Here is a 25,364-nt window from a genome sequence, read left to right as displayed (position 1 = left end):
ATTATTTCAGTCGGCTTAACAACTCCTGAGCCACGGCCGGAGCAGACGCGGGGTTCTGACCGGTGATCAGCTCACGATCCACGACGACGTGTACGTCGAAAGGAGCCTCGGCCTGACTGAATTCGCCCCCTGCCGTTGTGAGCGCGTCTTGCGGATAGAACTTCATCTCGCCGCCGTTCAGCAGCCCCTTCGCCATTTCCTCTTCCCGATTGCTGAAGACGGTGAATTTGTAGCCGGCATAAATCCAGCCGGCGTTGGCTTTTGCCGTTCCCGTCGTCTCGAATTGACCGACAAAGCCTTTTGCATCGGCCATCGTCGACAGCAGCGCGATTGGGCCGTGGCAGGCAAGAGCGGTTATCTTGCCTTTCTCGTGGAAATACGTGAGCAGGCTTCCGAGTTCTGAACTTACCAGCAGATCCTGCATTGGCGCGTAGCCACCCGGAACATAGACGGCATCGAAATCGTCGTAGCCGATTTGCTCGACGCGAGCGAGGCTAACGACCGGCGACTTCTCGCTGGACAGCAGACCGAGCTCCGCCAGTTGCTTCTCGCTGTCGTTCATCGCGGCTTCGTCGCCCCCGAAATACATCTTGTCGATGGACGTCTTGTCGACCGAAGGCGCTGTTCCCTTCGGCGTGGCGAAGGTGATTTCATGGCCGGCATCGAGCAGGGCTTTGACGGGCTGCATGAGCTCATTGAGGTAGAAGCCGGTCTCGAACACTTTGCCGTCTTTCAGGTCGAGATGGTCGGAATCGGACAGGACGATAAGCACGTTCCCGGCATGAGCGCTCGCGGCGCTGGCACCGAGAGCAAGGGTGATGGCAAGACTGCGCAGAAGCTTCATGGGTTTATCTCCGAATGGATGAATGTCTGTCTGGGAAACGAGGGCATGCAGTTTGATCAGCCGGCCACTTTCGTCAGGCGATGCAGGGCGAAATCGGCGAAATAGTCGCCGACGCCGCTTGCCTGAAAACGCTGCATGGCGGTGCCTTCCATATGGGCGCGCCACTGCACCTCGCTTTGCCAGGTCTCGACGAAGATGCGGACGCGGCCGTCATCGAGCGACTGGTGCAGTTCGTAGCGAAGGCAACCGTCTTCGGCCAACGTCTCGGTGACGAGCTTTTCCTGGGCGGCGCCGAGGGCTGCCTCCTTGCCCGGCTTGGCGGTGGTGATGGCGATGATCGTGAGGGGGCCGTTTGACATAGGAAAACCTTTCTCAGGCGATGGTGTTGACGAGGCCGCCTTCGGCACGCAGAGCGGCGCCATTGGTGGCGGATGAACGGGGGCTGGCGAGGTAGGCGACGAGGTTTGCCACCTCCTCCGCTTCAACCATGCGCTGGAGGATCGAAGCCGAGCGCGCAGTGGCGAAGAACTCCGCCTCGATCTGCGTGATGGGCGCGGACGGGTCGCTCGCCTGGCTGCGCAGGAAGCCTTCGATGCCTTCGGAGCGGGTCGGTCCCGGCAGCACCGCATTGACAGTCACATTGGTACCCCGGGTCAGTTGCGCCAATCCGCGTGAGATCGAAAGCTGCGCCGTTTTCGTCGTCGCGTAGTGGATCATGTCCTGCGGAATGGCGAGGCCGGACTCGCTGGAGATGAAGACAATACGACCCCAGTTGCGCTCCAGCATGCCAGGCAGATACGCCCGCGACAGGCGAACGCCGCTCATGACGTTGACGTCAAACAGATGGCTCCAATCGGCGTCTGTGATGTCCCCGAAGGCCTTACTCTCATAGATGCCGAGATTGTTGACGAGGATATCGACCAAAGGCTCGGCCTTGGCGATGAGTGCGGCGCCTTCGGCTTTGGCGGCGTCTGCCAGAATGCCGCTGACGTTGGATTCGTCTGAAGCCTTGACTGAACTGATGGCGTTGTCGAGCTTCGTGCGATCGCGGCCCGTAATGATGACGCGTGCACCTTCAGCCGCGAGCGTGCGTGCGATTTCGAGGCCGATGCCAGCCGTGGCACCCGTGACCAAGGCGGTCTTACCTGCAAGTTGCAAATCCATGTGTTGTCTCCAGTTGTTGCTGAAGACAATTTATGATCTACGACGCAGGCGAACTATTGCCTACGGAAGACATGCACCTGTGAATGAGGATCATCAATGCCGCGTGTTCTGATGGAGCGATCCGGCGAAATGGAGGTTTTTGCGCGCGTTGTCCAAGACGGAGGTTTTTCAGCGGCGGCGCGCAACCTCGATCTGACCCCATCCGCCGTCAGTAAACTAATCGCTCGCCTTGAAGCCAGGCTCGGCACGCGCCTTCTGGTGCGAACAACCCGCGCTCTGACGCTTACGGAGGAAGGCGAAGCTTATCATCATGCGGCACTGAAGATTCTTCAGGATTTGAATGATGCCGACCAGGAGGCCGCGGGAGGGGCTGTTAGGGGACGGCTGCGGATCAACACAACAATTCCATTCGGGACGATGTTCGTCGCGCCGGCCATGCCGGAGTTCATAGTGCGCAATCCCTATCTGATCGTCGATCTTAGTTTCACCGACGGCATCGTCGATCTGGTCGCGGAGAAGACCGACGTCGCCATCCGCATGGGTAATCTCCCAGACAGCGGCCTGATCGCCCGCAGGCTGGGTCAGAGCCGGCGCGTGGTGTGCGCGTCGCCGGACTATCTGGCGCGCCGGGGCTCGCCGCAAACGCCGGGAGATCTTGAGCATCACGACTGCCTCACCTTCAATTTCCGGCGCGCAAGACCGTCCTGGCCCTTTCGTTTTGAGGGGCGGGACATCGCACAACCGGTCAAGGGCAGCATCGCCGTGAACAACGGCGAGACAATGAAGCAAATGGCGCTGGCAGGCGCTGGCATTGCCCGCCTGGGCCTCTTTCATGTGGCAGACGAAATTGCGGCCGGACGGCTCATTCCACTGCTCGAAGAGCATAATCCAGGCGATCTGGAACTGGTTCATGCGGTTTACGTCGGCGGCGGTCCGTTGCCACACCGCGTCCGTGCTTTCATTGAACATATGGTTTTGGTGTTAGGCCAATCGCCATTGCTGAATGGCTCGACGCCGCACTCGGAAAAATGACGCAAGAGAAGAAGCATGACGTGATCGGCCGATTGGACCGCCTTTGTTCCTCCAGAGGTCGTGCCGTCGCTTGAATAGCAGCTATGCGATCAATGGACTGGTGGCCCGTTGTCAATTCCTCTATCTTTGCTGCGGTGCAACATCGACCGAACCGAAGAGGAGAAGTAGATGCGATTTCCGATTAATCCTCGGTATACAGCACGACAGGTTCAAGGGGACCGTTGGTCTGTCTTCGACATGCATACGGGAAAGACGGCACACCTGAATGGTAACGTCCTTGGCAGGCTCGACCATGGCAGCGCCGTGGACATAGCGAATGCCTTGAACCCGAAGGCTCCATCGATCAGTCGCTTCTGATTTGCTTCAGCAGAGATAGCTTAAGCCGACAGGACGATTAGGTGCATCGATTCGCGGTATAGACTATGTCGGCGTGACGGCTCGGCATTTGGAGGCAGCAGCTGCGTTCTTTGTCGAACCCCTCGGTGCGTTTCTGAATGTTCTTCCGATCGGCGAAAATACCATTCTACCGTTGAAAGGCAGCCGGGCCTGCTGACGGCGGCGAAATCGCCGTTAAAAAGATCGGCTATGGCGCCGACAACCATCGCTGATCACGGCCCGACGCAAGGGGGCCTACGTCGACGATATCGACGCGGCTGGCGAGCTGGAGATTGATAGAACGGTCGGTCCGCAATTCACGGGCGTGGGCCGAGGCGGCATAGGAAACGAGACCGTCTTGGTTCGGGCGCCGTGGGTGATCGTGGATCTATGACCTACTCCGCTGGAAAGAGGGAACCGGCCAACGCGACGACTACAAGGTGGACACCTCCGGCGAGCCAAAGGAGAAATGAGGATGGTACTTCCGAAAATCCCGCAGTACGCACCCAAGCTCGAAGATGACGGTACCTGGTCGATTACCGATCCGGAGACCGGTGATATCGCCGTCGTCAGCTCCGGAATTGTCCTCAGGAGGCTGGATCAGGGGACCTGTCTCGATCTTGTCGATACCCTCAATAGGTTTCTGCCTCATGCGCCTGAGCGGGAAGATTAACTTGGTCAGGCGTGGTCACTGCCGAACGCTGGGATGCCGTTTAAATTACGCGATGTCGCCGGGCAGCTCTGCGCTTGCCGTATAGCCAAGTTCAACCATCTTGCTATCTCGCGGCCAAGGAGGGCTGCTCGAAACTCATTGAGCATGTTCCGGCGGTCGCCCCCTTGACGATGAACAGCGACACAGCAGCGAGGGAATAAAACAATGCGCATAGAACACGCGTTCCTTTTCGATCTCGACGGCACGCTGGTGGATAGCGTGTACCAACATGTACTGGCTTGGAAAGAGGCACTGGATGCGGAAAATATCGATCTTTCAATCTGGCGTATCCATAGAAAGATCGGCATGAGCGGCGGCCTGTTTACCAATCAGCTGCTTCGCGAAACCGGTATCGAGATTACCGATGAAAAAAGTGAACAGTTACGGCAACTGCATGCATCCGCCTATCGTCGGCTGGGCGGACAGATACGGCCACTCCCGGGTGCAAGCGAACTCCTTCAATGGCTTTCCAAGGAGAAAATTCCCTTCGCAATTGCGACGAGCGGTCGCATGGAGACCGCTGCAGTCAATATCGCGGCGTTGGGCGTCGAACCAGCATCGCTCCCCGTGATTACCCGGGACCAGGTGAAGTACGCGAAACCGGATCCAGATCTGTTTCTCGCGGCGGCCGACGCGCTTGGGGTCGCGATTGAACATGCTCTGCCACTAGAAAGTCGGGCAATACTGATATGCCGTCACCCCGCTCGCAGCTCTTGCGCCGGCATGGCTCGGTGGCCGCATCGAGCTGCAGGCACGGATCGATGATGTCGCCGTATCGCGGTCGTGCCTAGTGGCACGGATGCGCGGCTTCCGTCATCATTGGTGCACACGTGCCCGAGTCCAGGAAACGGAAGTTTCGCACCTCCGATCGTCCCGCTGATGGGGCGCAGGAGCTTGGCTATCGAGCCTTATCACATTTAACTTTTGTGAGCCGCCCCTTTCCGTTTCCACGACAATCGTCCCACCCGTTCTCATGCCGAGAAGCCCCAATCCCATGAGCGATCTTACCGAGACCGTGTAGATAGGAAAGTCAAGGCTCTCATTCCGGACCACATTGGCCGTTCTTGGAGCACCTGCATCTACGCAGAAGGTCACGCGACTGTTTATCGTCACGACATCACCGGGAACATTCCTCGGGGAGTAAATCTCAGCCTGCGACAGCTTCCTTCTGAGCAATCGGCTGTAGGCCTTGTCGCGAGGATCCTGATCAAGAATTTCTCTGAGGATCGCATGGTCATTGGTCGTTAGGTAACACAGAAGCGGCGTGGTCATGGCATTACTCCTCGGAGCGCATCAGCTCCGGCAAATTAACTGGATCAATTCAAGCTCTGAATTCGTCGAGAGAGGATGATCCGGGTCTTTTACAGCCAAACCGCGTCCGCTCTTGGAACAGCAGCATCTTGACTTCGGACAACGCGGACATTTATTCGCTCCCTCACGGGTGGAAGAGACTGCGCTCGGGCACTATCAGCATGAGCCGTCTCTTTAGCTTGTTACGTTCATGGCAAATTGCGGGACGTAGCATCAGCTTGATCCTTACTGCACACCCCCCTCCCGCGTTTCGTGATCATCGTCCTCTCCGGTTTTCTCAAAGACGAGCCAGGCGGTGCCCTTTGCTGCAATTCGAGTCCTGCGTACGTCTTGAATCCGCTCTGCCTGTCGTTTGGTGTAAGGACCCATTGGCTGCGTCTTTTGTCCGCCCCGGCAAACCTGGCAGTACCACTCGTTGCCATCGTTCGAGAAGATATCAACTGAGGTAGATGACTTCTCGGGCTCATGGTTGGCAATCTCGTCGATGAACCTAATTAATCTTGAGTAGTGCCAAGCGGGCGCAATTGGGTTCATACCAGAACCGAGATTGGGCGAGGACAACGTTGACATAGTTCAGCTCCTTTTCTTTCGCTGCTGCGCCGGCCGATCAGTTTGCTGCCGTCGGGAAGATGGGCAGGTTCGAGCCTCACGCCAGATCAGGCGAGGTGTGGCGTGCGTCAGGAGCCATTCACTCCTTGACTATCGAAATGGTGTCGGCCTCTGGGGGCGAAGGGCGAGTTCTACGGGTCGCCAGCATGTGATCAGTCGGCAGTCTGTTGCACTTGAGATGATTAAGCAAACGAATCTAATCGCTTGTTGTGTGCAATTTTACTGCTCGATTGCTCCATTCAAACGGCGTCAGCAAGTCTAAACAATCTCTTGCCCCGTCTTGCCCCAGTCGGCGAGGAAGGACGCCAATCCTTTGTCGGTGAGCGGGTGTTTGGCAAGATTTCGGAGCACCCCCGGTGGTACGGTCGCAATATCGGCACCTGCCATCGCGGCCTGCTTGACGTGCAGAGGCGTGCGAATTGAGGATGCGAGGATTTCCGTGTTGAAGGATGGATCGTTGTTGGAAATCGCCCGGATTTCTCGGACGACTTCCATACCATCCAGGCCGAGATCGTCCAGCCTGCCGACGAAGGGCGAGATATAGGCCGCACCGGCTTTGGCCGCGAGCAATGCCTGATTGGCTGAAAAGCAGAGGGTGACATTGACCTTCAGCCCGCGCTCGCTGAGTGCCCGGCAAGCCCTGAATCCATCCCAGGTGGATGGCACCTTGACGGCCACATTAGCCGCAATGCTGGCCAATCGCTCTCCCTCGACAAGCATGCGGTCGAATTCGATTGCGGTGACCTCTGCCGAGACGGGACCCTCGATCGCATCGCAAATCTCCTTGATCACGTCGCGGATCGGTCGGCCGGTCTTTGCGATCAGCGAGGGGTTTGTGGTCACTCCGTCGATAACTCCTGCAGCTGCAAGCTCCCGGATTTCGGCGATGTCGGCTGTATCCACAAAGAACTTCATTGTTTCTCTCCTTAGGAAATCGCCTCAAAGGATGGCGACGCGTTTCTTTTGATTGGTTGGTTCAAGACGGCTAAATTGTCGCAGCCCTGAGCGCGCCATATGTCGTTGAATATAGAGCAGCAGAGGACGGACGCCGGTGAGCGAAAAATCTCTGAGGATGAAACGAACCTATGAGAGCGACGGCTCGCGACGAGAGACACACCGATGCCGCTGTTTTCAGGGGGATCTTGCGGGCGCATCGATAAAAACCTCCAGTTGACAGTGTGAGGATCTCCGGCGACTGTCGTGGTGTCGGTCGCGCCCACTTATCGGTTGTCGCAACCGTCCAACTGGCTCGTCCGAAAACTCCGCCGCCGCGGCGAGAGGCGAAGTGCCTGCTGCCCCCACCGCGAAAAGCCTTGTGATGAAGTCGCGAAGACCAATGTCGCCTGGCTCTGTTCTCTGATCGACGCGGGTTGTCCGATCGCGCTGCTAGGAAATGCGGCGGGCGAGAAGACGAGTCAGAGTAAGACAACTGACTGCGCAGAGCGAGCATCTGAACATTCACCAAAGTTTACCGCGAAACCAGTATTTGGCAAACGAATTTGATTGACATTTAAGCGCAATTTTTATGCTATACCTCGATGGACATTGAACTCGCTCGTACGTTCTTGGAGATAGTTTCAACGGGAAGTTTTATTCGCGCCGCCGAGCGCTTGAACGTTGCTCAGACGACCGTCAGCGCGCGGATTCGTAACCTCGAGCAATTGCTTGGCCGACCGCTCTTCATTCGGAATAAAAGCGGAGCGTCTCTCACGCCGGCTGGCGAGCAGTTCCTGCGCCACGCGCCAACGTTCGTCCAGTTATGGCAGCGCACTCGTCAACAGGTCGCGGTGCCGGCGGGCCGCCGAGCGGTCGTGACGGTCGGCAGCGAGGTCACGCTTGCGCAACCACTCCTGCTGAACTGGGTCAGCTGGATTCGTCAGTCCCTTCCTGATATCGCGCTGCGCGTACATGTCGACGTGCCTCAGGACCTGATCAATCAGGTCGCTTCCGGGATAGTCGATGTGGCGATCATGTATGCGCCACAACATCGCCCCGGCCTCAAAATCGATTTGCTAATGGAAGAAAAGCTCGTGCTTGTGACAACCGAACCCGGTGCGGAGCGCCTTGAGGAGACGAACTACGTCTATATGGATTGGGGGCCGGATTTCGTGCTGCACCACGACATGAGTTTCCCGGATGTCACACCGGACCTCTCATTTGATCTCGGCCCTCTAGCACTCAGCTATGTTCTTGCGAACGGTGGCTCCGGGTATTTCAGGATGGGCGCGGTGGAGCCGTACATAGCGGCGGGGCAGCTTCACCTCGTTCCTGAAATGCCGCAATTCTCCTACCCGGTTTACACAGTGAGGTCTGCAACTGCTGACGAGAGCGTAGTAGGCCCTGCCCTGGCGGGGCTACGCGCCATCTCCCAGGCCAACATGGAGGCCTAAGCGGTCGCTTCGATCGATGGAAACAGAAGATCGACCGTGGTTCCGGTTCCTCGCTCACTGGCAATGCGTAGATGGCCCCCAACCATCTGCATCGTTGCATGCACCTGCCCTAATCCCATTCCGGTTCCGTTCTCGCCCTTCGTCGTGAAGAACGGGTCCAGCACTTTTTGCAAGATTTCCGACGGCATGCCACAGCCGCGGTCCATGACGCGAAGGCGCGCATAGGTTCGTGGCGGCTCCTGGCCGGGCGGAGAAGCGGTCTCGACAAATCGATCTGTTTTGATCCAAATCTCGCCGCCGTTTGGCATGGAATCCCGAGCGTTAAGGACAAGATTAAGCACGGCGGCGTCGAACAACGACGGATCGATTAGACATCTTGGGATGCCGGAGCCGATTTCGATCATAACGCGGGTGCGTGGCCCAGCGCCATATTTGAGGAAAGCCTCGAAAGACTTGACGAGTTCATTCAGATCCGATGCCTGAACTTCGAGTTCCTTGAAGTTCGCAAACGTGAGCAACTGGGATGTCAGCTCGACACCTCGGTCGACCCCTTCCCGGGCCGCGGCGATATAGGCGCGCACGCTCTCCGGTTGGTGGGCTTTTTGCTCGGCGAGCCTCAGGCCGGATTCGATGATTGCTAGGAGATTTCTGAAATCGTGAGTAATACCGCTGGTCATCTCGCCCAAGGACGCAAGCCGATTCATCGCGCGCTCGCGCTGTTGGGCTGCCTCATCGCGACCGCTGTGCTCCGCCTTCGATTGCAGCAAAATCTCTTTCTGAAACGCCATGTTTGTCATGGTCATCCACCCCCTATTCACCGACGGGCGTCAGGAAACTCCGGTCCCCCGTACGCACCGTCTTGTTTTATTCGCCTTTGTCGGTAGACAACAGCCGAACCCGTCGACGCCACTCTCTAAGCCTGACGGACTAGCCGCTTCGCCATTATCTCTTCTACCGTTGGGAACGCTTTGAGGGCCTCATCCGGGAGGCCGCGGCTTGCAGCAACCTGCTCCATCCAGCCGCCATGTGCTTCTGGTTTGCCGACGATAATGCGACCGACCATTCCAGCGTGCTCGTGGGGAACGCAATAATAGTCGTAAACCCCTTGCTCAGTGAAGGTCACGGAAAAGCTCTCGTCAGGCAGAAGGTAGTCTGAATCCCAGGATTTTGCCGTTTCAGGAACGCGGAGCGGTCTCCCGAAGTTTGCTGGGTGATAGGCGGTCGTCGTATGCGAATTGCCGGGGTTGAGGTTGATCCAACGGACCATCTGACCGGGTTTGATGAGAACACCGATAGGATCGAACCAAACATGCGAGCCATCGGCACGCCCCTGCATCCTAATCTCCACCACCTCTTCGGCCCATACATCTCGCCTGGACAGGGAAAGGGCGGCGAGTAGCCCACCGCCCAAGCCCAGCACGTCACGCCGCACGACCGTCATTTGGCGACACTTTCTTCGCCGGCCGCTGCGACATGCCACAGCACCACATGAACATGCGGTTCTTCGACACCTGGATGGCCGGCATTGTAGTAGACATCGACGTGGTCGACGTTCCCGCCGGGCGCTGCAAGGTTATCGAATGACTTGTCCGGATTAAGATCCTTGGTCGGCAACATATAGATCGTGCTGACCAGCTTTCCGTCGTGATCGTATGCGAGGAACGGACCGGCCGGCAATGTCGTTGGATCGACGAAGAGCTGGCCCATTCCTGGCAGGAAGTCAGGTAATTTCACCAGCTTGCTAACCTGCTGATAAGGGGCGGCCGGTGGCGATTTTGCGACGTCATCCGCCGCCATAGCACAAAGCGAACTGGCCAGTGTCAGAACAGGTACGAGGAGAAGTTTTTTCATCGAGAGACATCCTTTTTTCGTTCAAACTGGCGACCGCCTACATTCCCGCAGCTCGGCTGCCTGCACGACCTGTCGGGTATAGCCATTCAAGAGCCAGGAGTAACATTAGTCCAACGAAATAAACTGGCATTTCAGTGCAGTATTTGTGCATTTGAATTGGTTCGGCCCACAACCGCTATTGCATAATGGAAGGATATTCCTATCCGCCGGGCCGCTAACCGAAAGTAAACTTAACGCGCGATCGCGAACTCAACTGTGATCCTAGATTTTTTACACTCACTTGATTTCAAAAAATCTCTCACCATCTTTTAGTTACTATGATTATTTACATGCACCAGCGAGACCCAGGACGCCTCAAAGCAGGCCTCTAGCCCGGACGCGAACTCTTCTGACTTCACGTCCGGGTCCGCCAGCACCTCAATTCAATGTGACACCGCTGCAGACGGAGTGCCAAACGCACTTTGATTGCACTTGCGCGGCTCGGCTTAGGGGCGACCATGATGATTTTCAGAAACCTATCGAAGGAAGTTATTTTCCTTGACCTTATGACAAAGGGAAAGCGCTCGGCACTGTCGAAGATTGCTGTCAAGATTGCGCAAAGAACTGGGCTCGATGATCGGGCTGTCTTTCGGCGCCTCTGGAAGCGCGAAAGTAGCGGCGCAACAGGTATTGGCCACGGTATCGCCGTCCCGCATGCTGTGTTCCAATCGATCTCGTGTCCTGTCGCGTCGTTCACGCGATTAGCGACTCCTATTCATTTCGGAAGCCCCGACGGCGACCCCGTCGACCTTGTGTTCACCCTGCTTTGGCCTCGCGTTGCCGCTGCCACCTTCCTGCCTGCGCTTGCCCAACTATGCCGGGTAGTTCGAGCACCTCGAATTAGGAAGGGATTGCGACTGGCACGGTCCTCCGACGAGGTAATGGCAATCCTGGACGGTGACCAAAGAGCGACTAACGAGCGCTCCATCTCCGACCGAGCCGCTACCTGGGTGTCGCTTAGTTGAACCAAAAAAGAGGCGTAAGCAAAAAATGAAGAAACACGTCAAGAACCCACGAATGCCGTCAATCGTGATTGGCGAGACAGATCACGAGCGATTGAACAATCTTGTGTTTGGCGGCGCTGGCCGCCTTCCCGAGATTTCCGATGGTCTTTTACGTGAGCTCGAACGTGCACGCGTGGTTGCCGACGTCTCGGTGCCCTGGAATGTCGTGCGCATGGGATCGACGGTAGAGTATGAGACTGACACCGGAGATGCGCGGAGAGTCACCCTTGTTTTCCCGAAAGACGCTGATATTTCCGAAGGAAAGATATCCATCCTCACTCCCATCGGGACTGCCCTTCTCGGTCTGGCAGCGGGCCAGACGATGCACTGGACCGCACGAGATGATCGGCAGCATAAGCTGACGGTTTTAGCAGTTACCGGAATGTCATAGCGCATTTAAAGGTGAGTTCGCGTTTGCAATCAGACCGAGCGATAGTTGCAGCGAGCGTTCGTCAGGCCACCTTACGGTGCCCACTTGGGCGATCGTGTTCTTCAACGGAGAGTAAATTATGATCACTGGCTCCCAATGTCGTGCAGCACGGGCACTTATCGACTTCTCGCGCGAGCGTCTCGCAATATCTGCCGGCGTTAGCATCGAAACCATCGTGCATTTTGAGCGCAAACTCGCGAAACCAAGTGAGGATGATGTGTTTGCCCTGCAATCAGCTTTGGAAACCGCCGGCGCTGTCTTCATTTCTGATAACGGCCGCGGCATCGGTGTGCGCCTGAAATTCACAAAATCTGAAGCTAAACGTATCTCCATACTGGAAAACGAAGGCGGCATAGTTGCATCCGACCGAGTTCCGTAAGTGACGTCGTCAGGTTAAGGTATTCGCTGTTGCCCGGCCTTGTTGACTTCACTTGGGCGGGCGCCGCGTTTCGGTATCCGAGCTCGCGTCCCGGGTCGCTGGCCACACAGCGGTTGTGTTCCTTTCCATCTCCAGACTCTGGGCCGGGATGAGGAGAAATTTTCAGCGGAGACGCTTTGAAAGTTCACTTACCCAAACACTCGTCTCTTGGGCTGCAGCCGGAAAAGTTCGAAACAGGCTGTGGGATATAGTAGCCTTCTGTGAAGGCTCTTTCCGATAGCGAAAGGCCCCATCTTCATCGACAGACGGTTGGGTCGAATCGGGACGGTTGGCCTCGATCCGTCAGTTCGCCTTCGACGGCGATCGCAGTTGCAATAGGTCAATGAAATGCTCTGTGAGGGCTAATTTGACCTCGCCGCTTGGAGAGTGTCAGGATGAGAGCCGAGAGCACGTTGCAAGCCCAGCCAGCCACAGACGCAAGGGAACCGCACACTGGATCCCGGACGGAAAGTGCCATGCCGCGCACGCTCACCGGCTTCATCTTCACGATGGGTAGCGTCCATCAGACAATGCTGCTCCTGCTTTCGATCTTCCTCTTTACCGTCAGTATCCTGCCGCTCGAGGTTCAGAGAAGGATCATCAACGGCGCAGCGGAAGGCTCTGGCGTCAATAGTATCCTGGTGTTGGCATTGGCCTACCTCGCACTCGTTCTGACCGAAGGGGGTGTGAAGCTGGTTCTTAACATCTATCGTGGCTGGATTGGCGAAGTGGCCATCCGCTGGCTGCGGATGGCGGTTCTTGACGCGCGAAAGCAGCGCGTGGATGAACAGACGACGCTGGCGGAAGGCGTTGAAATATCCATCGTGCTCGCCGAGGCCGAGCCGGTCGGCGGATTTATCGGCACCAGCATCTCCGAGCCTGTCCTTCAAGTGGGTGTTCTTGCGGCCGTCGGCAGCTACATGATCTATCTGCAGCCGTTCCTGGCGCTGGCTGTCGCAGCGGTATTCATTCCCCAGGTTATCCTCGTCCCTATTCTGCAGAGCCTCATCAATCAACGTGCCAAGACGAAGATAACGGTCATGCGACACCTCAGCGAAGAAATGGTGGAGCACGATTCCTCACCGAAAGCATCGAACAACCAGGCGGCCCATGTTCAAAGGCTGTTCTCAACGAACATGAGCATTTACAAGCTCAAATATTCATTGAATTTCCTGATCAACCTAATGCTTCACCTCGGATTCGCCGGAATATTCGCGCTTGGCGGCTACTACGTCATCACTGGCAAAACAGAGATTGGAACTGTCGTGGCCTTCATTGTCGGCCTCAACAGGATCTCTGACCCTTGGGGAGCATTGGTGGATTGGTATCGTGACCTCAAAGTCACGCAGGTCAAGTATGGGCTCATCCGGGACGCCAGCGTCGTCGAAACATCGGACGAGCCGCGGTCTGATGCCGTCGTACCGACGTGATTTCGTCGGAGCGACGCTGCCTACATCACAGGGTCAGTATTCCCCCGCGTCCCGATATCGGCCACTTTGTCACGGCAAGCCGCGCCTCATTCCAGCCTCGAACTGACCCTTGATGTTGCGTGGGAGTAGATATGAGCCAGACGCGAGCTTCGCCTTCAAATACCTTTCAGAACTTGGCTTGAGATCGACACCTCGCCGCATGGAATCGTAAGCTTGATCAAGCTCCATCTGCCCATCTCTCTCACAGCTTTCGATAGCTTTCACGGTTGGAGCCCGCGGCTCAGGCAGCATTTCTGACAACCGCGTGAAGCTCTGGTCACGAGGTTTTCCGGCTAGCCCGCGATGGTTAAGGGGACGTCTGGTTATTGCGCCCTTCCGATCTTCATAATCGATGGCCGGCATTCCTTGATGAGCGACCTCCTTTGGCTGAAACACTACCGGGAGCACGCTGCTGCCACAGCCGCGTCGAGCACGCCCAATGCATAGTCGATCGTAGCCTTCTCGTCCTCCGCACGTAACTTGAGCGGCCGGCATCTTTCCTTAAGATCGTGCAAGACCCGCCGTCGGACTTTGGAAATCGTATGCGTGTGCTCGTGTTTCAGAAGTTCTTCCAAACAAGCGACGGCAACCACTTCGAACACCAGCAGCTTTCCTTCAATTTCGCCTTGCGTGGGGATGGCCATGTGTTCACCGCCTCGCTTGAAATCCCGCTCCGTCGACAGCATGGTCGTTCCTCCTTTGCCTTCGGGTTATCTTCGTCAAGCTCCAGCGCACGCCCGAACATGCGAGGAAGATAGCCCGGCCTTTTCGATCGACCGATTTATTCAAGCGCGCCGGCATTTAAGAGTTGAGGTCGGCGAGAGCCAATGCGGCGGGCGATGTCGGCAAGGCGATCGTCCCCGTTAGCGTCGATGCCGTTATCGCCGCTAACGCACCGACTTCTCTTGATGTTGTGCTCACGTATTCTTTGGCGACGCTGATGTCTCCATTTCCGCTATTGCAAGGGTTGCATGAGCGTAGGCGCCGCCGGCCCGCATCTCGGCTGCGACCCAGATCGCCTCCATCAATTCCTCGCGCGAGGCTCCCTGTCGAAGGGCCGCTTTAGTATGACCTCGAATGCAATAGGGACATTGCGTGACATGCGCGACGGCGACGGCAATGAGCTGCTTGACCTTTGTAGGCAAGGCGCCCTCGGCAAAGACCTTCTGGCTAAACGCCTGGAAGGCGGCCTCAGTCTCAGGCGCCAGTTCGCGACGCTTCTGTGCAAACTCCCGGGTGGACGATGGATACATCGTTTCGGACATCAATCTCTCCGTACTCAAGGTACCGTGGGAATTTTTGCAGAGCTGACCAAAAAGGGAAACGGACAGATCCGCTCCCCACGGCATCAAGCTTGGCCTCAGGCTACGGCAATTCGGTCCACCACTAGCTTCACACCCGGAGCTGACCACGCCGCACGTTCAGCAGCACTGCGTTCCGACCATAGGCTGACACGACCTTCAAGCGTGACCTCGCCGTCGAGCACGTTTACCTTGACGGCGGCCGCTTCAACTTCAGCATTGCGCTTTAGCGCATCTTCGATGCGCTTCTTGACATCAAAGGCCGAGGCATGCGGCTTGACGGCGATGTTGTTCGCAACGCCGAACACACCCGCCAGGCCTTTGACCGCATCAGAAGCGGCGTTCTTCTGATACTGCCACTCCACGTCACCGGTGAGAGTGACCCAGCCTCTCTGGACCTTAACCTGGACAACATCCACCGGGATGGCGGTGTTCCAGTTAATCATGTCCAGCGCTCGTTTGGCGATCTCGTCGTCTGCTGTTTTATTAGAGCCGAACGGACGAACTTCGATCTCCTCGGCAATCCCCTTGACGCCCTTGACCCAGCACACGGCGTCCTCGACTTTGGTCTTTTGGAAGTAGGTGGGAACGTGCCCGGTCAGCGTGACGATGCCGTTCTCGACGGCCACGCCGATATTCGCCGCATCGACGCTCGGTTCGAAGTTAAGCTCGTCGACGATATCCTGCCTCAATGTGTTGTCATTCATGACAGTAGCCTTTCTGTTTAGTCGGAAGATTTCACCTTGTCTGCATCGGATTCCGCCGTGACGATTGGCGATCGCCGGTTGCGACGAACGCGTTTAGACAGGCTTACCAACTAGCACCCAGATGCACTTCCGCATCCAGTGGCCCGACTATACGGCGCCGTGCATCTATCTGACAAATGAATAGGATTACCATTTGAATACAATATTTATGATAGGTGCCGCGAGCTAAACGGCCGACCGCGACCAACACAAGAACCTGACTCATTGCCCGGTTCATTTCGATAACGCAGCGCTAGGCCTTCCGGAAATACACCGGGCTTCGCGCCAAACCTGCTGCGGGGCGTCTGTCGCAGCAGGTCCTAATTCCCCACACTTCTATCGCATTGTCTGTAGTGGACAGGGAGCGAAGATGGTAACCGGAACAACCTAAGGCGATGTTGGTCGTCGACGGCCTCCCCGCTCTGTCCAAGGGATGGCGGATGCGCAAAATGGTGCGGTGCTCTCACGGACCTCGGTATTTTCCACGCAATCACGTCGCGCGCAAGCCATCGACCTGACATTTCGATGCGAGCTTGATTGGTTTTTCCGACCGTAACCATTCCGCGGCCGATCTACTTCGTCCCGCCGTCATCCTCCGGAGGGTCAGGGGGCTTGACCCTCAGAAAGCTGCCGAAATGAACGATTCCAAAACATGCGGACGCGGTCGATATCCATCAGAGCATTCGATTTCAGTGCAATTATCCTGCATCAATACTGCATTTAATTCCGTTTGCTTTGTTATTTTATACAGCTCAACGTTCAATGCACGGCCGGTTTGACGGATTTGGAGCGTGCAATGGATGATCAGGAAGATATTCCCGTTTGAGTGGCAGCGATGTGAAGCGCCCCGACGTCGTCGGTGTCGGCTACGGCCGCAGCAGGGCCTAGAACATCTATCCACAGCCGGACGACGTTCCAATGGATGCGATAGGCGCTGAGGAATGGATGAGCGCAGGCAAGGTCTGATGCCCTTGTGACGGCGGGTGGAAAATGTCTGTCGTCCATCGTTGAATCGGCCCGCCTGCCGGCAGTGAAGAGCAGGAAGCACATCATGTCTAATCCAGCCACAGTCTTGGATGATTACAAGCCCCGGTTTCTCGTCAGGTGGTTTTTCTCGACCAACCACAAGGATATCGGGACGCTCTACCTGCTGTTCTCGATCATGGCCGGAGTTCTCGGTACCGCGCTTTCCGTGTTGATCCGCATGGAGCTGCAGGAACCAGGTTTGCAGTTATTCGACGATCCCAGTGTCTACAATGTTGTCGTTAGTGCCCATGGTCTGGTGATGATCTTTTTCGTCCTCATGCCGGCACTGATAGGTGGCTTCGGCAATTGGATGGTGCCAATCATGATCGGCGCGCCCGATATGGCTTTTCCGCGCTTGAACAATCTCTCGTTCTGGCTGCTGGTGATATCGTTTCTGCTGTTCATCACCTCAATATTTGTTCCAGGAGCGCCCGGTACGCTCGGTCATGGCGGCGGCTGGACGCTCTATCCACCCTATTCGACGGACGGCCAGCCAGGGCCGGCGGTCGACCTCGTCATCCTGTCGATTCACATGTCGGGGGCCTCCTCGATTCTCGGCGCGATTAATTTCATCACCACGATCCTCAATATGCGTGCGCCCGGCATGACGCTGCATAAGATGCCTCTGTTCGCCTGGTCAATGCTGGTCACCGCCTTCATGCTGCTCATGTCACTGCCAGTGCTCGCCGGTGCGATCACAATGCTCTTAACGGACCGCAATTTCGGGACGGCCTTTTTCGCGCCGTCCGGCGGCGGAGATCCGATCCTCTACCAGCATCTGTTCTGGTTCTTCGGCCATCCCGAAGTATACATCATGATCCTGCCTGGTTTCGGGATCATCAGCCACGTCATCTCGACCTTCGCCAAGAAACCGATCTTCGGCTATCTCGGCATGGCCTATGCAATGGTAGCGATCGGCGCGATTGGCTTTGTCGTCTGGGCGCATCATATGTATACCTCCGGCCTGTCTGCGGACACCCAGCGCTATTTCGCCTTCGCGTCAATGGTCATCGCCGTTCCAACCGGCGTTAAGGTATTTTCATGGCTGGCGACCATGTGGGGCGGATCGATCGATTTCAAAACGCCATTGCTCTGGGCTCTCGGCTTCGTCCTGCTCTTCACCATTGGCGGCGTCACCGGGATCGTGGTTGCCAGCCCCGGCATCGATCGCGTGTTACACGACACTTATTTTGTAGTCGCGCACTTTCACTATGTACTGTCGCTGGGTGCCGTCTTCGCCATCTTTGCCGGTTTTTATTATTGGTTTCCGAAGATGACTGGTTATATGTACAGTGAGACGCTCGGCCAGGTGCATTTCTGGGTTACGTTGATAGGCGTCAATCTCGTCTTCTTCCCTCAGCATTTCCTTGGCATGGCTGGCATGCCGCGACGCTATGCCGACTATCCCGACGCTTTCGCGGGCTGGAATTTCGTCTCCTCGATCGGGTCCTACATTTCGACGGCCGGGCTTATGGTCTTCTTTGTAACGGTGGTGGAGGCTTTCAGCCGCAAACGTAAAGCCGGCGCCAATCCATGGGGCGAAGGGGCGACCACGCTCGAATGGCAATTGCCGTCGCCGCCACCCTTCCATCAATGGCAACAGCTGCCGCGCATTCTCTGACGTGCGCCCTCCAGTTCCACATTTGGTCGGGAGAACGTCGTGAAAGAGACTACAGATCCAGACAAACAAATCTGTTGAATTGATCATAAGGTAGGCAACAATAGGATTGGAACGACTTGGTGGACGTTGCTGCATCTAGCTTCGACTTGGGGAGCCCCGAAGCAACCGCTAGTTCTGAACGGTCGCAACTTGACACGTTGCTTTCGAGCATTCGTGCCTGTCGCGCATGTGCTAGGGAATTCAGCCATGAACCCCGCCCCGTGATCCAAGTAACCTCTGAGACCCGTCTCTTGATCTGTGGCCAGGCCCCAGGCCGACGCGCGCATGAGAGTGGACTGCCATTCGATGATCCCTCAGGCGATCGTCTGCGCGAGTGGCTTGGGCTAGATCGCGACACCTTCTATGCAGACTCGCGAATTGGCGTGGTCCCTATGGCGTTCTGCGTTCCAGGCACCAATCCTAAAGGCGGCGACTATCCGCCACCGCCCCGCTGCTCCGCTTTCTGGCGACGGTCTCTCCTGGCGTGCCTTCCGAGGGTGGAACTGACGCTTATGGTCGGCAGTTGCGCTCAACAGTGGGCTTTGCAGCATACTTCAGGGCGGTCGATGACCGCGACCGTCGCCGCATGGCGCGACTATGGTCCCGCAGTGATCCCGCTGCCTCATCCCTCGTGGCGCAGTACAGTCTGGCTGCGTCGCAACCCATGGTTTGAGAACGAGTTGGTGCCTCATCTGCACACCCGGGTTGCTGCCATGCTAGGCAACGCGGCTACACCTCTTTAACCGTCATGATAAATCTGATTGTCTCGATCAATTCGGCCAAGGTCAGGTCCGATTGCCGTAACCGCCTGGCCTGGCGCTGAGTCCCGCCAAGTCGCGATGGACAAAAGCCGCCGCGCACCACCTTCGATTTCCGCCTCGTCCAATCCTTAGGCGCGACCAACGTAGGGCACGCTGAAATCGTACTGTTCGATCCGCGAAAAATGTCACGCAATCGAGCGGCTCGCGACGGACAAGCATGTTGCGTGCCGTGGTCTGACGCTGGCGCTCAGCGACCTCACGCGCGAATGTACGCGCACGTGAGACGGTCGGGCCAGTGGGCGAGGTCCCCGCACCGAAGATCCCCGGAATTCCATATCGGTGTCCGCCGTGAACCCACGGTTCACGAACCCGGCCTGTTTGGACAATGTGATCAATTCGACATGACCCGGTTCAATCGATCATTCTCAAGCAGCGAGCGGGTTGCGCCGCCGAAGATCCACTCCCTGAATCTGCTGTGGCCGTAGGCGCCGGATATGGTCAAGTCCGCATTCATCGCATCGGCCACATCGGCGATGCTTCGACCGTCGGATTTTTCGGAAAACACGTCCGCCTTCGCCTTTACGTCATGAAGGGAAAGAAAGGCGACAATATCGTTCAAGCTTGTCCAGGTTTCATTCGTCGCGTCATCGTCGATCGTGATCACATGAACCTCTTGAGCCAGTTGCAGAAACGGCATGGCGTCGACAATTGCGCGCCTGGCTTCACGCGTGTCCTTCCACCCGACAAGAACCTTATTGAATCGGGAACTCTGCTGATTGGTCGAAGCGACGAATACAGGTCGCCCTGCCTGAAGGATTAGGTTACCTAGATCAGCGGAACGATGAACGTCGCCAGAAGAGACCACCTCTGGCGGCGCCGTGACGATGAGATCGGCCATACACGCCGAGTCGATCAGCAAACCGGTCGGACTGCCTACCGCGCCACGCCATTCCGTCTCAACCGTTGTGCCAGTAAGATCCTTGAATTCCGCGCGACGGTCCTCTAGGCGTCGCTCGATGTTCTTCAACTGACGTATCACGCTCTCACTTTCAAAGCCCACTCCTGCGTCCATCACGACGGGCGGCGGAACATCGGCAGCCGAAAGGCCGATAAGGCGCGCATCGAACCGCCGAGACAGATCGACACCGAGCTCGATGACAGGCGCGACCATACCGTCGATGTTGAGATTGAGTAAGATTGACTTGTAGGACATTTGATCTTCCTTCCATGAACCGGTAATGAGCCGCTTGGGATAAACGAGTGCTGGACCGCGGGCTTGCCTGAGGAGCGCTTTGACAAAAGCGCAGCCCCCTTGGGACGTTAAAAAACGCGACGATACTCGACCATCTCACGAAGAACTCTCAGGTTCGGCCAACCGTCGCTGTTGTCCCTACTCGAACATGTCCAAGCAGTTCGCCTTTTGTGGCCAATCTTTTCCGGGTATCTTGAATCCGCCAGGCCTTAGGGCCTATCGGCCGGGTCGTTTCGTTTGGGAGTCCCACTGACCACCGTTCATTTCAACCAAAATCGGCGCGGCGCAATACGGGTGATGCAATGTCCTACTACGTTGTGTCTCCTCGCAGTCACCGGCATTCTGCTCAGCGATTTCTGATTGCGTTCTTCCTCTGATTGCTGTGCCCGAGCGCTTTGCTAACTCGCCATCTGTTGCTCTATTTCCGCCTCGGCCTCCAGGCTCTCAAGGTCGCGGAAGATCGAAGCGACAGCCAGCGTACGCCCCGCGCGCTTGAAGCGCAGCAGGCAATCCTTAGCGATGAGGTCTCCATCGACCGCGATCTCGTCCCATTGCGCGGCATGGCCGACATAGTTGATGGGAACATCGTAATGCTGGCTCCAAAAGAACGGCACAGCGATGAATTCCTCGCGATGGCCAAGCATATTGAGGGCCGCGGTCCTCCCCTGCCTCTCTGCGACCACCCAATGCTCGACCCGAATGTTCTCGCCACTGTGGGGATCGGGCCACCGCGCAATATCGCCAGCCGCGAAGATCCCTCGTGCACTCGTCTCGAGAAACGCGTTCACGACTACACCGTTGTCAACACGCAGGCCCGCTTTTTCCGCGAGCTCAGTCCGCGGTCGCACGCCAACGCCGGCGACGACGAAATCCGCAGTCAAGATATCGTTACTGCTGAGCTTCATCTTCGTGCCGTCGATGCTGCTGACGGTATTCTCGAGATGGAATACGACACCATTCTCCTCATGGAGGGTGCGGATGAAGTCGCCCATTTGCGGGCCCAGGACCCGCTCCATGGGTCGTTTATCGGGCGCCACGACATGAACTTCGATATTGCGCGTGCGCAGGGCCGCGGCAACCTCCAGACCGATGAAACTGGCGCCGAGCACGACGGCGCGCCGTGCTGTCACGGCCCGCTCAATGATAGCCTTGCAATCTGCGAACGAGCGCAGCGTGTAAACGTGTGGCTGGTCGGCACCGGGAATGGTAAGGCGGACCGGTTCAGCTCCGGTCGCAAGCAACAGCCTGTCATACGGAATCCGGACCCCGCCCGCGAGAACAACCTCGCTAGAACCCATATCGATGCTGGCCACGTTCGCATTGAGACGGAGATCAATATCGTTCTTTGCGTAAAAGCTTTCGCCGCGGAGTAGGATCCAATCCTCCGGTGCTTTACCGGCGAGGTAGTCTTTAGAAAGATTGGGCCGATCAACGGGAGGCGCGTCGTCATTGCTAAGCATGACGATGCTGCCTTGATAATGTTCGCGCCGCAATGTCTCGACTGCTGCGAACCCTGCAGCGCCGCCTCCCACTATGACGATCCTAGCCGGAACCTCGCGGGAGCGTCCATCGCGCCGCTTCGGTACCGCCCGCTTGCGCTTTTCTTTCACAACTATCCGACCATCGCGCTGTTCTACACCCCAGCAAGCGAGTGGACTAAAGGCGGGCGCATGCAGGGCCTCGCCCGTACGCAAATCGAAGCAGGCGTGATGCCATGGACACCGGATGGTATCCTCAACTACAAGTCCGTCGACGAGCGGCCCGCCGTAATGGGTGCATGTTGCCCCGATCGCGAAGATCGCGTCTCCGCAGCGTACCAACAACACCTGCTCGTCGCCGCAATGGCCAAGAAGCTTTCCTCCATCGGGAAGATCGGCAAGCGCGATGCCCTCGACAAGATCCGGCCCGTTTAGTTTTGTATGGACTTCAGCCATATCCTTCTCCTTGGCGATCCGGTGGCAAAATGGTCGATACAGCGAAGCGGGAACTCGGAGGTCACCTAGCCAGAATCTTCATCTGTTTAGCGCGCTTCACGTTTCAGTCGGTCGAGCGTTTCGGTCTACACTGAAGACGGAAATTATAGTCGACGCAGTTTCCCTCCTTCTTAGGTGTCGTGCAAACGAATTTAATCGGCAATTCAGTACAAGTTTTATGTAGATAAAACAGGCCCTCGTCGGGGACGACATTTTCTTGTGTTCTTAGTTGGGCGGCAAATCGGACAACAATATCTCTCTGAGGACGACAGCATCGTTGTGCGTCTCGTCATGGGCTGAGTAGACGAGCGTGACCGTGCCGTCCGCTATCAGGCCGCGCAATCGGTCGAGTTCATCGCGATTTTCATGGATTTCCGCCGCGTACCGCTTGCGGAATTCGTCCCAGCGGGCCGGATCATGTCCAAACCATTTCCGAAGCTCGGTGCTTGGCGCGAGTTCCTTCATCCAATGATCGATCGCTGCTTCTGTTTTCTTGACCCCGCGCGGCCAAAGCCGGTCAACCAAAACGCGGATGCCGTCGTCAGTCACGGGGGTTTCATATGCCCGTTTCAATTTCACTCGCTCGGAGATTTTTTTACTCATCGACCTCGATCCTTACTGTCCACTGCCTGGCTCAGGGCACCGACTTTTCGCCCTGAGTATTGAACTGTTTCAGATAGGCAATTACGTCGGCGATCTCTTGGTCCTTGTTAAGACCGGCAAATGTCATCTTTGTCCCGGGGACCAGTTTGCGCGGTGCGCGCAGATACGCCGTCAGCGTCGCTTCATCCCAGGTAAGACCAGAATTCTTGTTGGCCGGGGAATAACTGTAATCCGGAAATGCACCAGCCACTCGGCCGACGACACCATTCAAGACTGGACCTACTCCGTTCTTGGCGTCGGAGCCGACCTTATGGCAGGCCATGCACTTCCTGAAGACGAGGGCGCCGGCTTCGGCATTGCCGGAAGATGTTTCTTGTGCATCGGCGGAGCCGATTGCGGTCAGAATTGCAGTCGTCAATCCAAGCATGGTCGATTTCATGTTTTGCCTCTTTCAATGGGCATCAGCGGCCTGAAAGACGGAACTGCACCCGGAATGTCGGAGATACAATCGCTTACTGGAACCGCATCCTTTGTCCGGCTTGGGCAGTCATTGTCTCAGGCGTGAACTAGAGGGCCCGGGTTCTTCAGATACTGATTCTTGATCGCGTCCACTGCCCAATAGGCAAGAGCGCCTACCGGGCCAGTCGGGTTCTTCCCGGCGTTCTGCGGAAACACGCACGCGCCAGTGACGAATAAGTTTGGAACATCCCACACCTGAAGATACTTGTTCAGTACGCTCGTGCTTGGGTCAGCCCCGAAGACTGCCCCGCCTGTATTGTGCGTGCTTTGATAGGGCACAATCGAATAAGGAATGGGAGGGACGTTTCGATCGATCTTGGTCGCACCCATCTCCTTGGCGATTGTTACGCAGATGTCGGCCTGAGCGTTCATCTGCCTTATTTCGTTGTCTTGGAAATTGAATGTCATCCTCATCAGCGGACGTCCAAAAACGTCGGTGTAGGTCGGATCAAGGCTCAGGTAGTTCTGCCGGTAGGCCATCACCGCGCCTTGATTGCCGATGCTGGCCGCGTGGTCATAATTGTCGACCATTGCCCTCTTCCAGTCGGAGCCCCAACGCGGCGTGCCGCGTGGTGTTGGATGCGACTGGATAGGCCGAGCGCCCGAGTTGCTGCAGCTGATACCGCCGCCGCCGATATAGCCCGCCTTCACGAAATCGTAGTTATCGCCGTTGAAATCATCCATGCAGGTGCCGAGCGCGCCTGCGCCCATGAAACGATTCAGGATGGTCCTCTTGTCGAAGAAGGCAGTAGCCTGGCCACCGCATTGATAAGCATAGTTGCGCCCAACTACGCCCTTTCCCGTTTTAGGGTCATAGGGCACGCCAATCCCCGAATGCAGCAGCAGGTTGACGTTGCCGAGCGCGTAAGCCGAAAGGATAATGAGATCGGCAGGCTGTTCGAATTCGCGCCCGCGTGCATCGAGATATGTGACGCCGACCGCCTTCTTGCGGGTCGAATCGAGAGTGACCTTCAGCACGATCGAGTTGGTGCGCAGCTCGAAATTCGGGTTCTTCAACGCCAGTGGAATGACCGTGAAATGCGGGCTCGCCTTGGCATTCGCCTCGCAGCCGAAGCGTTCGCAGAACCCGCAGTAGTGACACTGGCCGAAGGCCACCCCATCGGGGTTCACATAATCCCGCGAGGCGTTTGACGCCGGGTTGGGGAAAGGGTGGTAGCCCAGATTGCGGGCCGCCTTTTCGAACATCACCATGCTTTGCGCAGCAATCATCGGCGGGTTCGGGTACTCGTCCTTTCGCGATCCCTCGAAGATATTGCCACCATCGATCTTCCGGCCGTTAATGTTACCTGCCTTGCCGGAGGTGCCGCATGTCTTTTCGAACTTGTCGTAATAGGGCTCCAGATCGTCATAGGTGATCGGCCAGTCCTGCAGGTGCATATCAGAAGGGATGATCTTTTCGCCGTATTCGTCGATTGTCCGGGTGCGCGCCTGATGATCCCACTCGAGCCAGCGCCAGGTCACACCGTTCCAGTGTACGCCGGCGCCGCCGACGCCTTGGCCGGGCAGGAACGAGCCGAGTTGACGCATCGGCAGCGCCGTTTGCGATTCATCGTTGCGGAATGTGATGGTTTCCCGTCGCACATTCTGCATGAGGTCGTGGCGGGCGGCGTAGCGCAATTCGTCATGGATCTGTGGGTCGATAAAGTCTGGATTGGTGTCACGCGGGCCTCCCCGCTCAAGGGCGACGATTTTCAGCTTGGTCGATGCAAGCTCCTTGGCAATGATGCCGCCTGTCCACCCAAGACCGACAATGAGGACATCAACCGCGTTGAGTTTGGTGGCCATTTTGCACTGTCCTTCTTTTTCCGTCGATTAAATGAGATCCTGGATGCCTTTCGGTTCAGCCCTATAGCT

The 25,364-nt window shown here is 56.9% G+C and carries 25 protein-coding genes; 10 read left to right on the top strand and 15 right to left on the bottom strand.

The genetic code is table 11. From position 1 onward, the window contains the following. Window position 1: 1 nt before the first annotated feature. From LPU83_RS66090 to LPU83_RS66080, 3 genes are read right to left on the bottom strand one after another with little or no spacing between them, the layout of a single operon-like run. Window positions 2-844, bottom strand: a complete 843-nt coding sequence (locus LPU83_RS66090; protein WP_024316002.1) for a type 1 glutamine amidotransferase domain-containing protein — start codon at window positions 842-844, stop codon at window positions 2-4. Window positions 845-900: 56 nt separating this feature from the next. Further along, on the bottom strand, window positions 901-1,203 hold the full coding sequence (locus LPU83_RS66085) for a putative quinol monooxygenase (RefSeq protein ID WP_024316001.1): 303 nt from the start codon (window positions 1,201-1,203) through the stop codon (window positions 901-903). Between the two features lie 13 nt (window positions 1,204-1,216). Continuing rightward, window positions 1,217-2,008: an SDR family NAD(P)-dependent oxidoreductase gene (locus LPU83_RS66080; protein ID WP_024316000.1), complete on the bottom strand. Its 792-nt coding sequence runs from the start codon at window positions 2,006-2,008 to the stop codon at window positions 1,217-1,219. A gap of 96 nt (window positions 2,009-2,104) precedes the next feature. Between LPU83_RS66080 and LPU83_RS66075 the strand changes: the two genes are divergently transcribed. The 3 genes from LPU83_RS66075 (at window position 2,105) to LPU83_RS66065 (ending at window position 4,892) form a co-directional block, all read left to right on the top strand. Beyond that, window positions 2,105-3,040: a LysR family transcriptional regulator gene (locus LPU83_RS66075; RefSeq protein ID WP_040680904.1), complete on the top strand. Its 936-nt coding sequence runs from the start codon at window positions 2,105-2,107 to the stop codon at window positions 3,038-3,040. Between the two features lie 850 nt (window positions 3,041-3,890). Beyond that, window positions 3,891-4,088, top strand: coding sequence for a hypothetical protein (locus LPU83_RS66070; RefSeq protein WP_024315998.1), 198 nt, complete (start codon window positions 3,891-3,893; stop codon window positions 4,086-4,088). Between the two features lie 204 nt (window positions 4,089-4,292). Further along, window positions 4,293-4,892 carry an HAD family hydrolase gene (locus LPU83_RS66065; protein WP_024315997.1) on the top strand — a complete coding sequence of 200 codons (600 nt, stop codon included), beginning with the start codon at window positions 4,293-4,295 and terminating at the stop codon, window positions 4,890-4,892. A gap of 1,413 nt (window positions 4,893-6,305) precedes the next feature. Here the strand turns inward: LPU83_RS66065 and fsa are convergent. Next, window positions 6,306-6,962 (bottom strand): fructose-6-phosphate aldolase, encoded by a 657-nt coding sequence (gene fsa / locus LPU83_RS66055; protein ID WP_024315994.1) that lies wholly within the window; start codon window positions 6,960-6,962, stop codon window positions 6,306-6,308. 623 nt (window positions 6,963-7,585) lie between these two features. Between fsa and LPU83_RS66050 the strand changes: the two genes are divergently transcribed. Beyond that, window positions 7,586-8,437 (top strand): LysR family transcriptional regulator, encoded by an 852-nt coding sequence (locus tag LPU83_RS66050; protein ID WP_024315993.1) that lies wholly within the window; start codon window positions 7,586-7,588, stop codon window positions 8,435-8,437. Here the strand turns inward: LPU83_RS66050 and LPU83_RS66045 are convergent. From LPU83_RS66045 to LPU83_RS66035, 3 genes are all read right to left on the bottom strand, one after another. Continuing rightward, window positions 8,434-9,240, bottom strand: coding sequence for a two-component system sensor histidine kinase NtrB (locus LPU83_RS66045; protein WP_231052130.1), 807 nt, complete (start codon window positions 9,238-9,240; stop codon window positions 8,434-8,436). The genes LPU83_RS66050 and LPU83_RS66045 overlap by 4 nt on opposite strands. Window positions 9,241-9,350: 110 nt before the next feature. After that, a complete protein-coding gene (locus LPU83_RS66040) occupies window positions 9,351-9,773 on the bottom strand; it encodes a plastocyanin/azurin family copper-binding protein (protein WP_082321381.1) in 423 nt (140 codons plus the stop codon). 101 nt (window positions 9,774-9,874) lie between these two features. Further along, window positions 9,875-10,288, bottom strand: a complete 414-nt coding sequence (locus LPU83_RS66035) for a DUF5602 domain-containing protein (RefSeq protein WP_024315990.1) — start codon at window positions 10,286-10,288, stop codon at window positions 9,875-9,877. Between the two features lie 497 nt (window positions 10,289-10,785). Between LPU83_RS66035 and LPU83_RS66030 the strand changes: the two genes are divergently transcribed. The 4 genes from LPU83_RS66030 (at window position 10,786) to LPU83_RS66015 (ending at window position 13,609) form a co-directional block, all read left to right on the top strand. Continuing rightward, window positions 10,786-11,292: a PTS sugar transporter subunit IIA gene (locus LPU83_RS66030; RefSeq protein ID WP_024315989.1), complete on the top strand. Its 507-nt coding sequence runs from the start codon at window positions 10,786-10,788 to the stop codon at window positions 11,290-11,292. Between the two features lie 25 nt (window positions 11,293-11,317). After that, a complete protein-coding gene (gene rnk, locus LPU83_RS66025) occupies window positions 11,318-11,722 on the top strand; it encodes a nucleoside diphosphate kinase regulator (protein ID WP_024315988.1) in 405 nt (134 codons plus the stop codon). A 118-nt stretch (window positions 11,723-11,840) separates the two neighbouring features. Then, a complete protein-coding gene (locus LPU83_RS66020) occupies window positions 11,841-12,140 on the top strand; it encodes a helix-turn-helix domain-containing protein (protein ID WP_024315987.1) in 300 nt (99 codons plus the stop codon). A gap of 515 nt (window positions 12,141-12,655) precedes the next feature. Beyond that, window positions 12,656-13,609, top strand: a complete 954-nt coding sequence (locus tag LPU83_RS66015; RefSeq protein ID WP_024315986.1) for an ABC transporter ATP-binding protein — start codon at window positions 12,656-12,658, stop codon at window positions 13,607-13,609. A gap of 434 nt (window positions 13,610-14,043) precedes the next feature. Here the strand turns inward: LPU83_RS66015 and LPU83_RS66010 are convergent, their stop codons facing one another. From LPU83_RS66010 to LPU83_RS66000, 3 genes are all read right to left on the bottom strand, one after another. Further along, window positions 14,044-14,334 (bottom strand): hypothetical protein, encoded by a 291-nt coding sequence (locus tag LPU83_RS66010; protein ID WP_024315984.1) that lies wholly within the window; start codon window positions 14,332-14,334, stop codon window positions 14,044-14,046. A 231-nt stretch (window positions 14,335-14,565) separates the two neighbouring features. Further along, entirely contained in the window at window positions 14,566-14,913 is a 348-nt protein-coding gene (locus LPU83_RS66005) for a carboxymuconolactone decarboxylase family protein (protein WP_024315983.1), read from the bottom strand. Window positions 14,914-15,008: 95 nt separating this feature from the next. Then, on the bottom strand, window positions 15,009-15,656 hold the full coding sequence (locus LPU83_RS66000) for a BON domain-containing protein (protein ID WP_024315982.1): 648 nt from the start codon (window positions 15,654-15,656) through the stop codon (window positions 15,009-15,011). Between the two features lie 1,090 nt (window positions 15,657-16,746). On the opposite strand from LPU83_RS66000, the gene ctaD reads away from it, so the two are divergent. Beyond that, complete coding sequence (ctaD, locus tag LPU83_RS65995; protein ID WP_024315980.1) at window positions 16,747-18,342, top strand: cytochrome c oxidase subunit I; 1,596 nt, start codon at window positions 16,747-16,749, stop codon at window positions 18,340-18,342. Between the two features lie 146 nt (window positions 18,343-18,488). Then, window positions 18,489-19,124, top strand: a complete 636-nt coding sequence (locus LPU83_RS65990; protein WP_112334170.1) for a uracil-DNA glycosylase family protein — start codon at window positions 18,489-18,491, stop codon at window positions 19,122-19,124. A 409-nt stretch (window positions 19,125-19,533) separates the two neighbouring features. Here the strand turns inward: LPU83_RS65990 and LPU83_RS65985 are convergent, their stop codons facing one another. From LPU83_RS65985 to LPU83_RS65965, 5 genes are all read right to left on the bottom strand, one after another. Next, window positions 19,534-20,355: a universal stress protein gene (locus LPU83_RS65985; RefSeq protein WP_024315979.1), complete on the bottom strand. Its 822-nt coding sequence runs from the start codon at window positions 20,353-20,355 to the stop codon at window positions 19,534-19,536. A 437-nt stretch (window positions 20,356-20,792) separates the two neighbouring features. Continuing rightward, entirely contained in the window at window positions 20,793-22,328 is a 1,536-nt protein-coding gene (locus LPU83_RS65980; protein WP_024315978.1) for an FAD-dependent oxidoreductase, read from the bottom strand. A 264-nt stretch (window positions 22,329-22,592) separates the two neighbouring features. Beyond that, window positions 22,593-22,970, bottom strand: coding sequence for a DUF488 domain-containing protein (locus LPU83_RS65975; RefSeq protein WP_024315977.1), 378 nt, complete (start codon window positions 22,968-22,970; stop codon window positions 22,593-22,595). A gap of 31 nt (window positions 22,971-23,001) precedes the next feature. Next, window positions 23,002-23,409: a c-type cytochrome gene (locus LPU83_RS65970; protein ID WP_024315976.1), complete on the bottom strand. Its 408-nt coding sequence runs from the start codon at window positions 23,407-23,409 to the stop codon at window positions 23,002-23,004. Window positions 23,410-23,525: 116 nt separating this feature from the next. Beyond that, entirely contained in the window at window positions 23,526-25,295 is a 1,770-nt protein-coding gene (locus tag LPU83_RS65965) for a GMC family oxidoreductase (RefSeq protein WP_024315975.1), read from the bottom strand. Window positions 25,296-25,364: the final 69 nt, after the last annotated feature.

This window comes from Rhizobium favelukesii (genome assembly GCF_000577275.2).
GTDB classification, from domain to species: Bacteria; Pseudomonadota; Alphaproteobacteria; order Rhizobiales; family Rhizobiaceae; genus Rhizobium; species Rhizobium favelukesii.
The sequence above is the reverse complement of the archived record's forward strand: the minus strand, read 5'-3'. Positions and strand labels throughout refer to the sequence as shown.

What these genes read in the sequence shown, in the direction of transcription:
- LPU83_RS66020 (WP_024315987.1), top strand. Translation starts at nt 11,841, where the DNA reads ATGATCACTGGCTCCCAATGTCGTGCAGCACGGGCACTTATCGACTTC.
- LPU83_RS66040 (WP_082321381.1), bottom strand. Translation starts at nt 9,773, where the DNA reads ATGCAGGGGCGTGCCGATGGCTCGCATGTTTGGTTCGATCCTATCGGT.
- rnk (WP_024315988.1), top strand. Translation starts at nt 11,318, where the DNA reads ATGAAGAAACACGTCAAGAACCCACGAATGCCGTCAATCGTGATTGGC.
- LPU83_RS65965 (WP_024315975.1), bottom strand. Translation starts at nt 25,295, where the DNA reads ATGGCCACCAAACTCAACGCGGTTGATGTCCTCATTGTCGGTCTTGGG.
- ctaD (WP_024315980.1), top strand. Translation starts at nt 16,747, where the DNA reads ATGTCTAATCCAGCCACAGTCTTGGATGATTACAAGCCCCGGTTTCTC.
- LPU83_RS66080 (WP_024316000.1), bottom strand. Translation starts at nt 2,008, where the DNA reads ATGGATTTGCAACTTGCAGGTAAGACCGCCTTGGTCACGGGTGCCACG.
- LPU83_RS66000 (WP_024315982.1), bottom strand. Translation starts at nt 15,656, where the DNA reads ATGAATGACAACACATTGAGGCAGGATATCGTCGACGAGCTTAACTTC.
- LPU83_RS65980 (WP_024315978.1), bottom strand. Translation starts at nt 22,328, where the DNA reads ATGGCTGAAGTCCATACAAAACTAAACGGGCCGGATCTTGTCGAGGGC.
- LPU83_RS66085 (WP_024316001.1), bottom strand. Translation starts at nt 1,203, where the DNA reads ATGTCAAACGGCCCCCTCACGATCATCGCCATCACCACCGCCAAGCCG.
- LPU83_RS66005 (WP_024315983.1), bottom strand. Translation starts at nt 14,913, where the DNA reads ATGTCCGAAACGATGTATCCATCGTCCACCCGGGAGTTTGCACAGAAG.
- LPU83_RS65985 (WP_024315979.1), bottom strand. Translation starts at nt 20,355, where the DNA reads ATGTCCTACAAGTCAATCTTACTCAATCTCAACATCGACGGTATGGTC.
- fsa (WP_024315994.1), bottom strand. Translation starts at nt 6,962, where the DNA reads ATGAAGTTCTTTGTGGATACAGCCGACATCGCCGAAATCCGGGAGCTT.
- LPU83_RS66015 (WP_024315986.1), top strand. Translation starts at nt 12,656, where the DNA reads ATGCCGCGCACGCTCACCGGCTTCATCTTCACGATGGGTAGCGTCCAT.
- LPU83_RS66010 (WP_024315984.1), bottom strand. Translation starts at nt 14,334, where the DNA reads ATGCTGTCGACGGAGCGGGATTTCAAGCGAGGCGGTGAACACATGGCC.
- LPU83_RS66050 (WP_024315993.1), top strand. Translation starts at nt 7,586, where the DNA reads ATGGACATTGAACTCGCTCGTACGTTCTTGGAGATAGTTTCAACGGGA.
- LPU83_RS66065 (WP_024315997.1), top strand. Translation starts at nt 4,293, where the DNA reads ATGCGCATAGAACACGCGTTCCTTTTCGATCTCGACGGCACGCTGGTG.
- LPU83_RS66075 (WP_040680904.1), top strand. Translation starts at nt 2,105, where the DNA reads ATGCCGCGTGTTCTGATGGAGCGATCCGGCGAAATGGAGGTTTTTGCG.
- LPU83_RS66035 (WP_024315990.1), bottom strand. Translation starts at nt 10,288, where the DNA reads ATGAAAAAACTTCTCCTCGTACCTGTTCTGACACTGGCCAGTTCGCTT.
- LPU83_RS65975 (WP_024315977.1), bottom strand. Translation starts at nt 22,970, where the DNA reads ATGAGTAAAAAAATCTCCGAGCGAGTGAAATTGAAACGGGCATATGAA.
- LPU83_RS66030 (WP_024315989.1), top strand. Translation starts at nt 10,786, where the DNA reads ATGATGATTTTCAGAAACCTATCGAAGGAAGTTATTTTCCTTGACCTT.
- LPU83_RS66045 (WP_231052130.1), bottom strand. Translation starts at nt 9,240, where the DNA reads ATGACCATGACAAACATGGCGTTTCAGAAAGAGATTTTGCTGCAATCG.
- LPU83_RS66090 (WP_024316002.1), bottom strand. Translation starts at nt 844, where the DNA reads ATGAAGCTTCTGCGCAGTCTTGCCATCACCCTTGCTCTCGGTGCCAGC.
- LPU83_RS66070 (WP_024315998.1), top strand. Translation starts at nt 3,891, where the DNA reads ATGGTACTTCCGAAAATCCCGCAGTACGCACCCAAGCTCGAAGATGAC.
- LPU83_RS65970 (WP_024315976.1), bottom strand. Translation starts at nt 23,409, where the DNA reads ATGAAATCGACCATGCTTGGATTGACGACTGCAATTCTGACCGCAATC.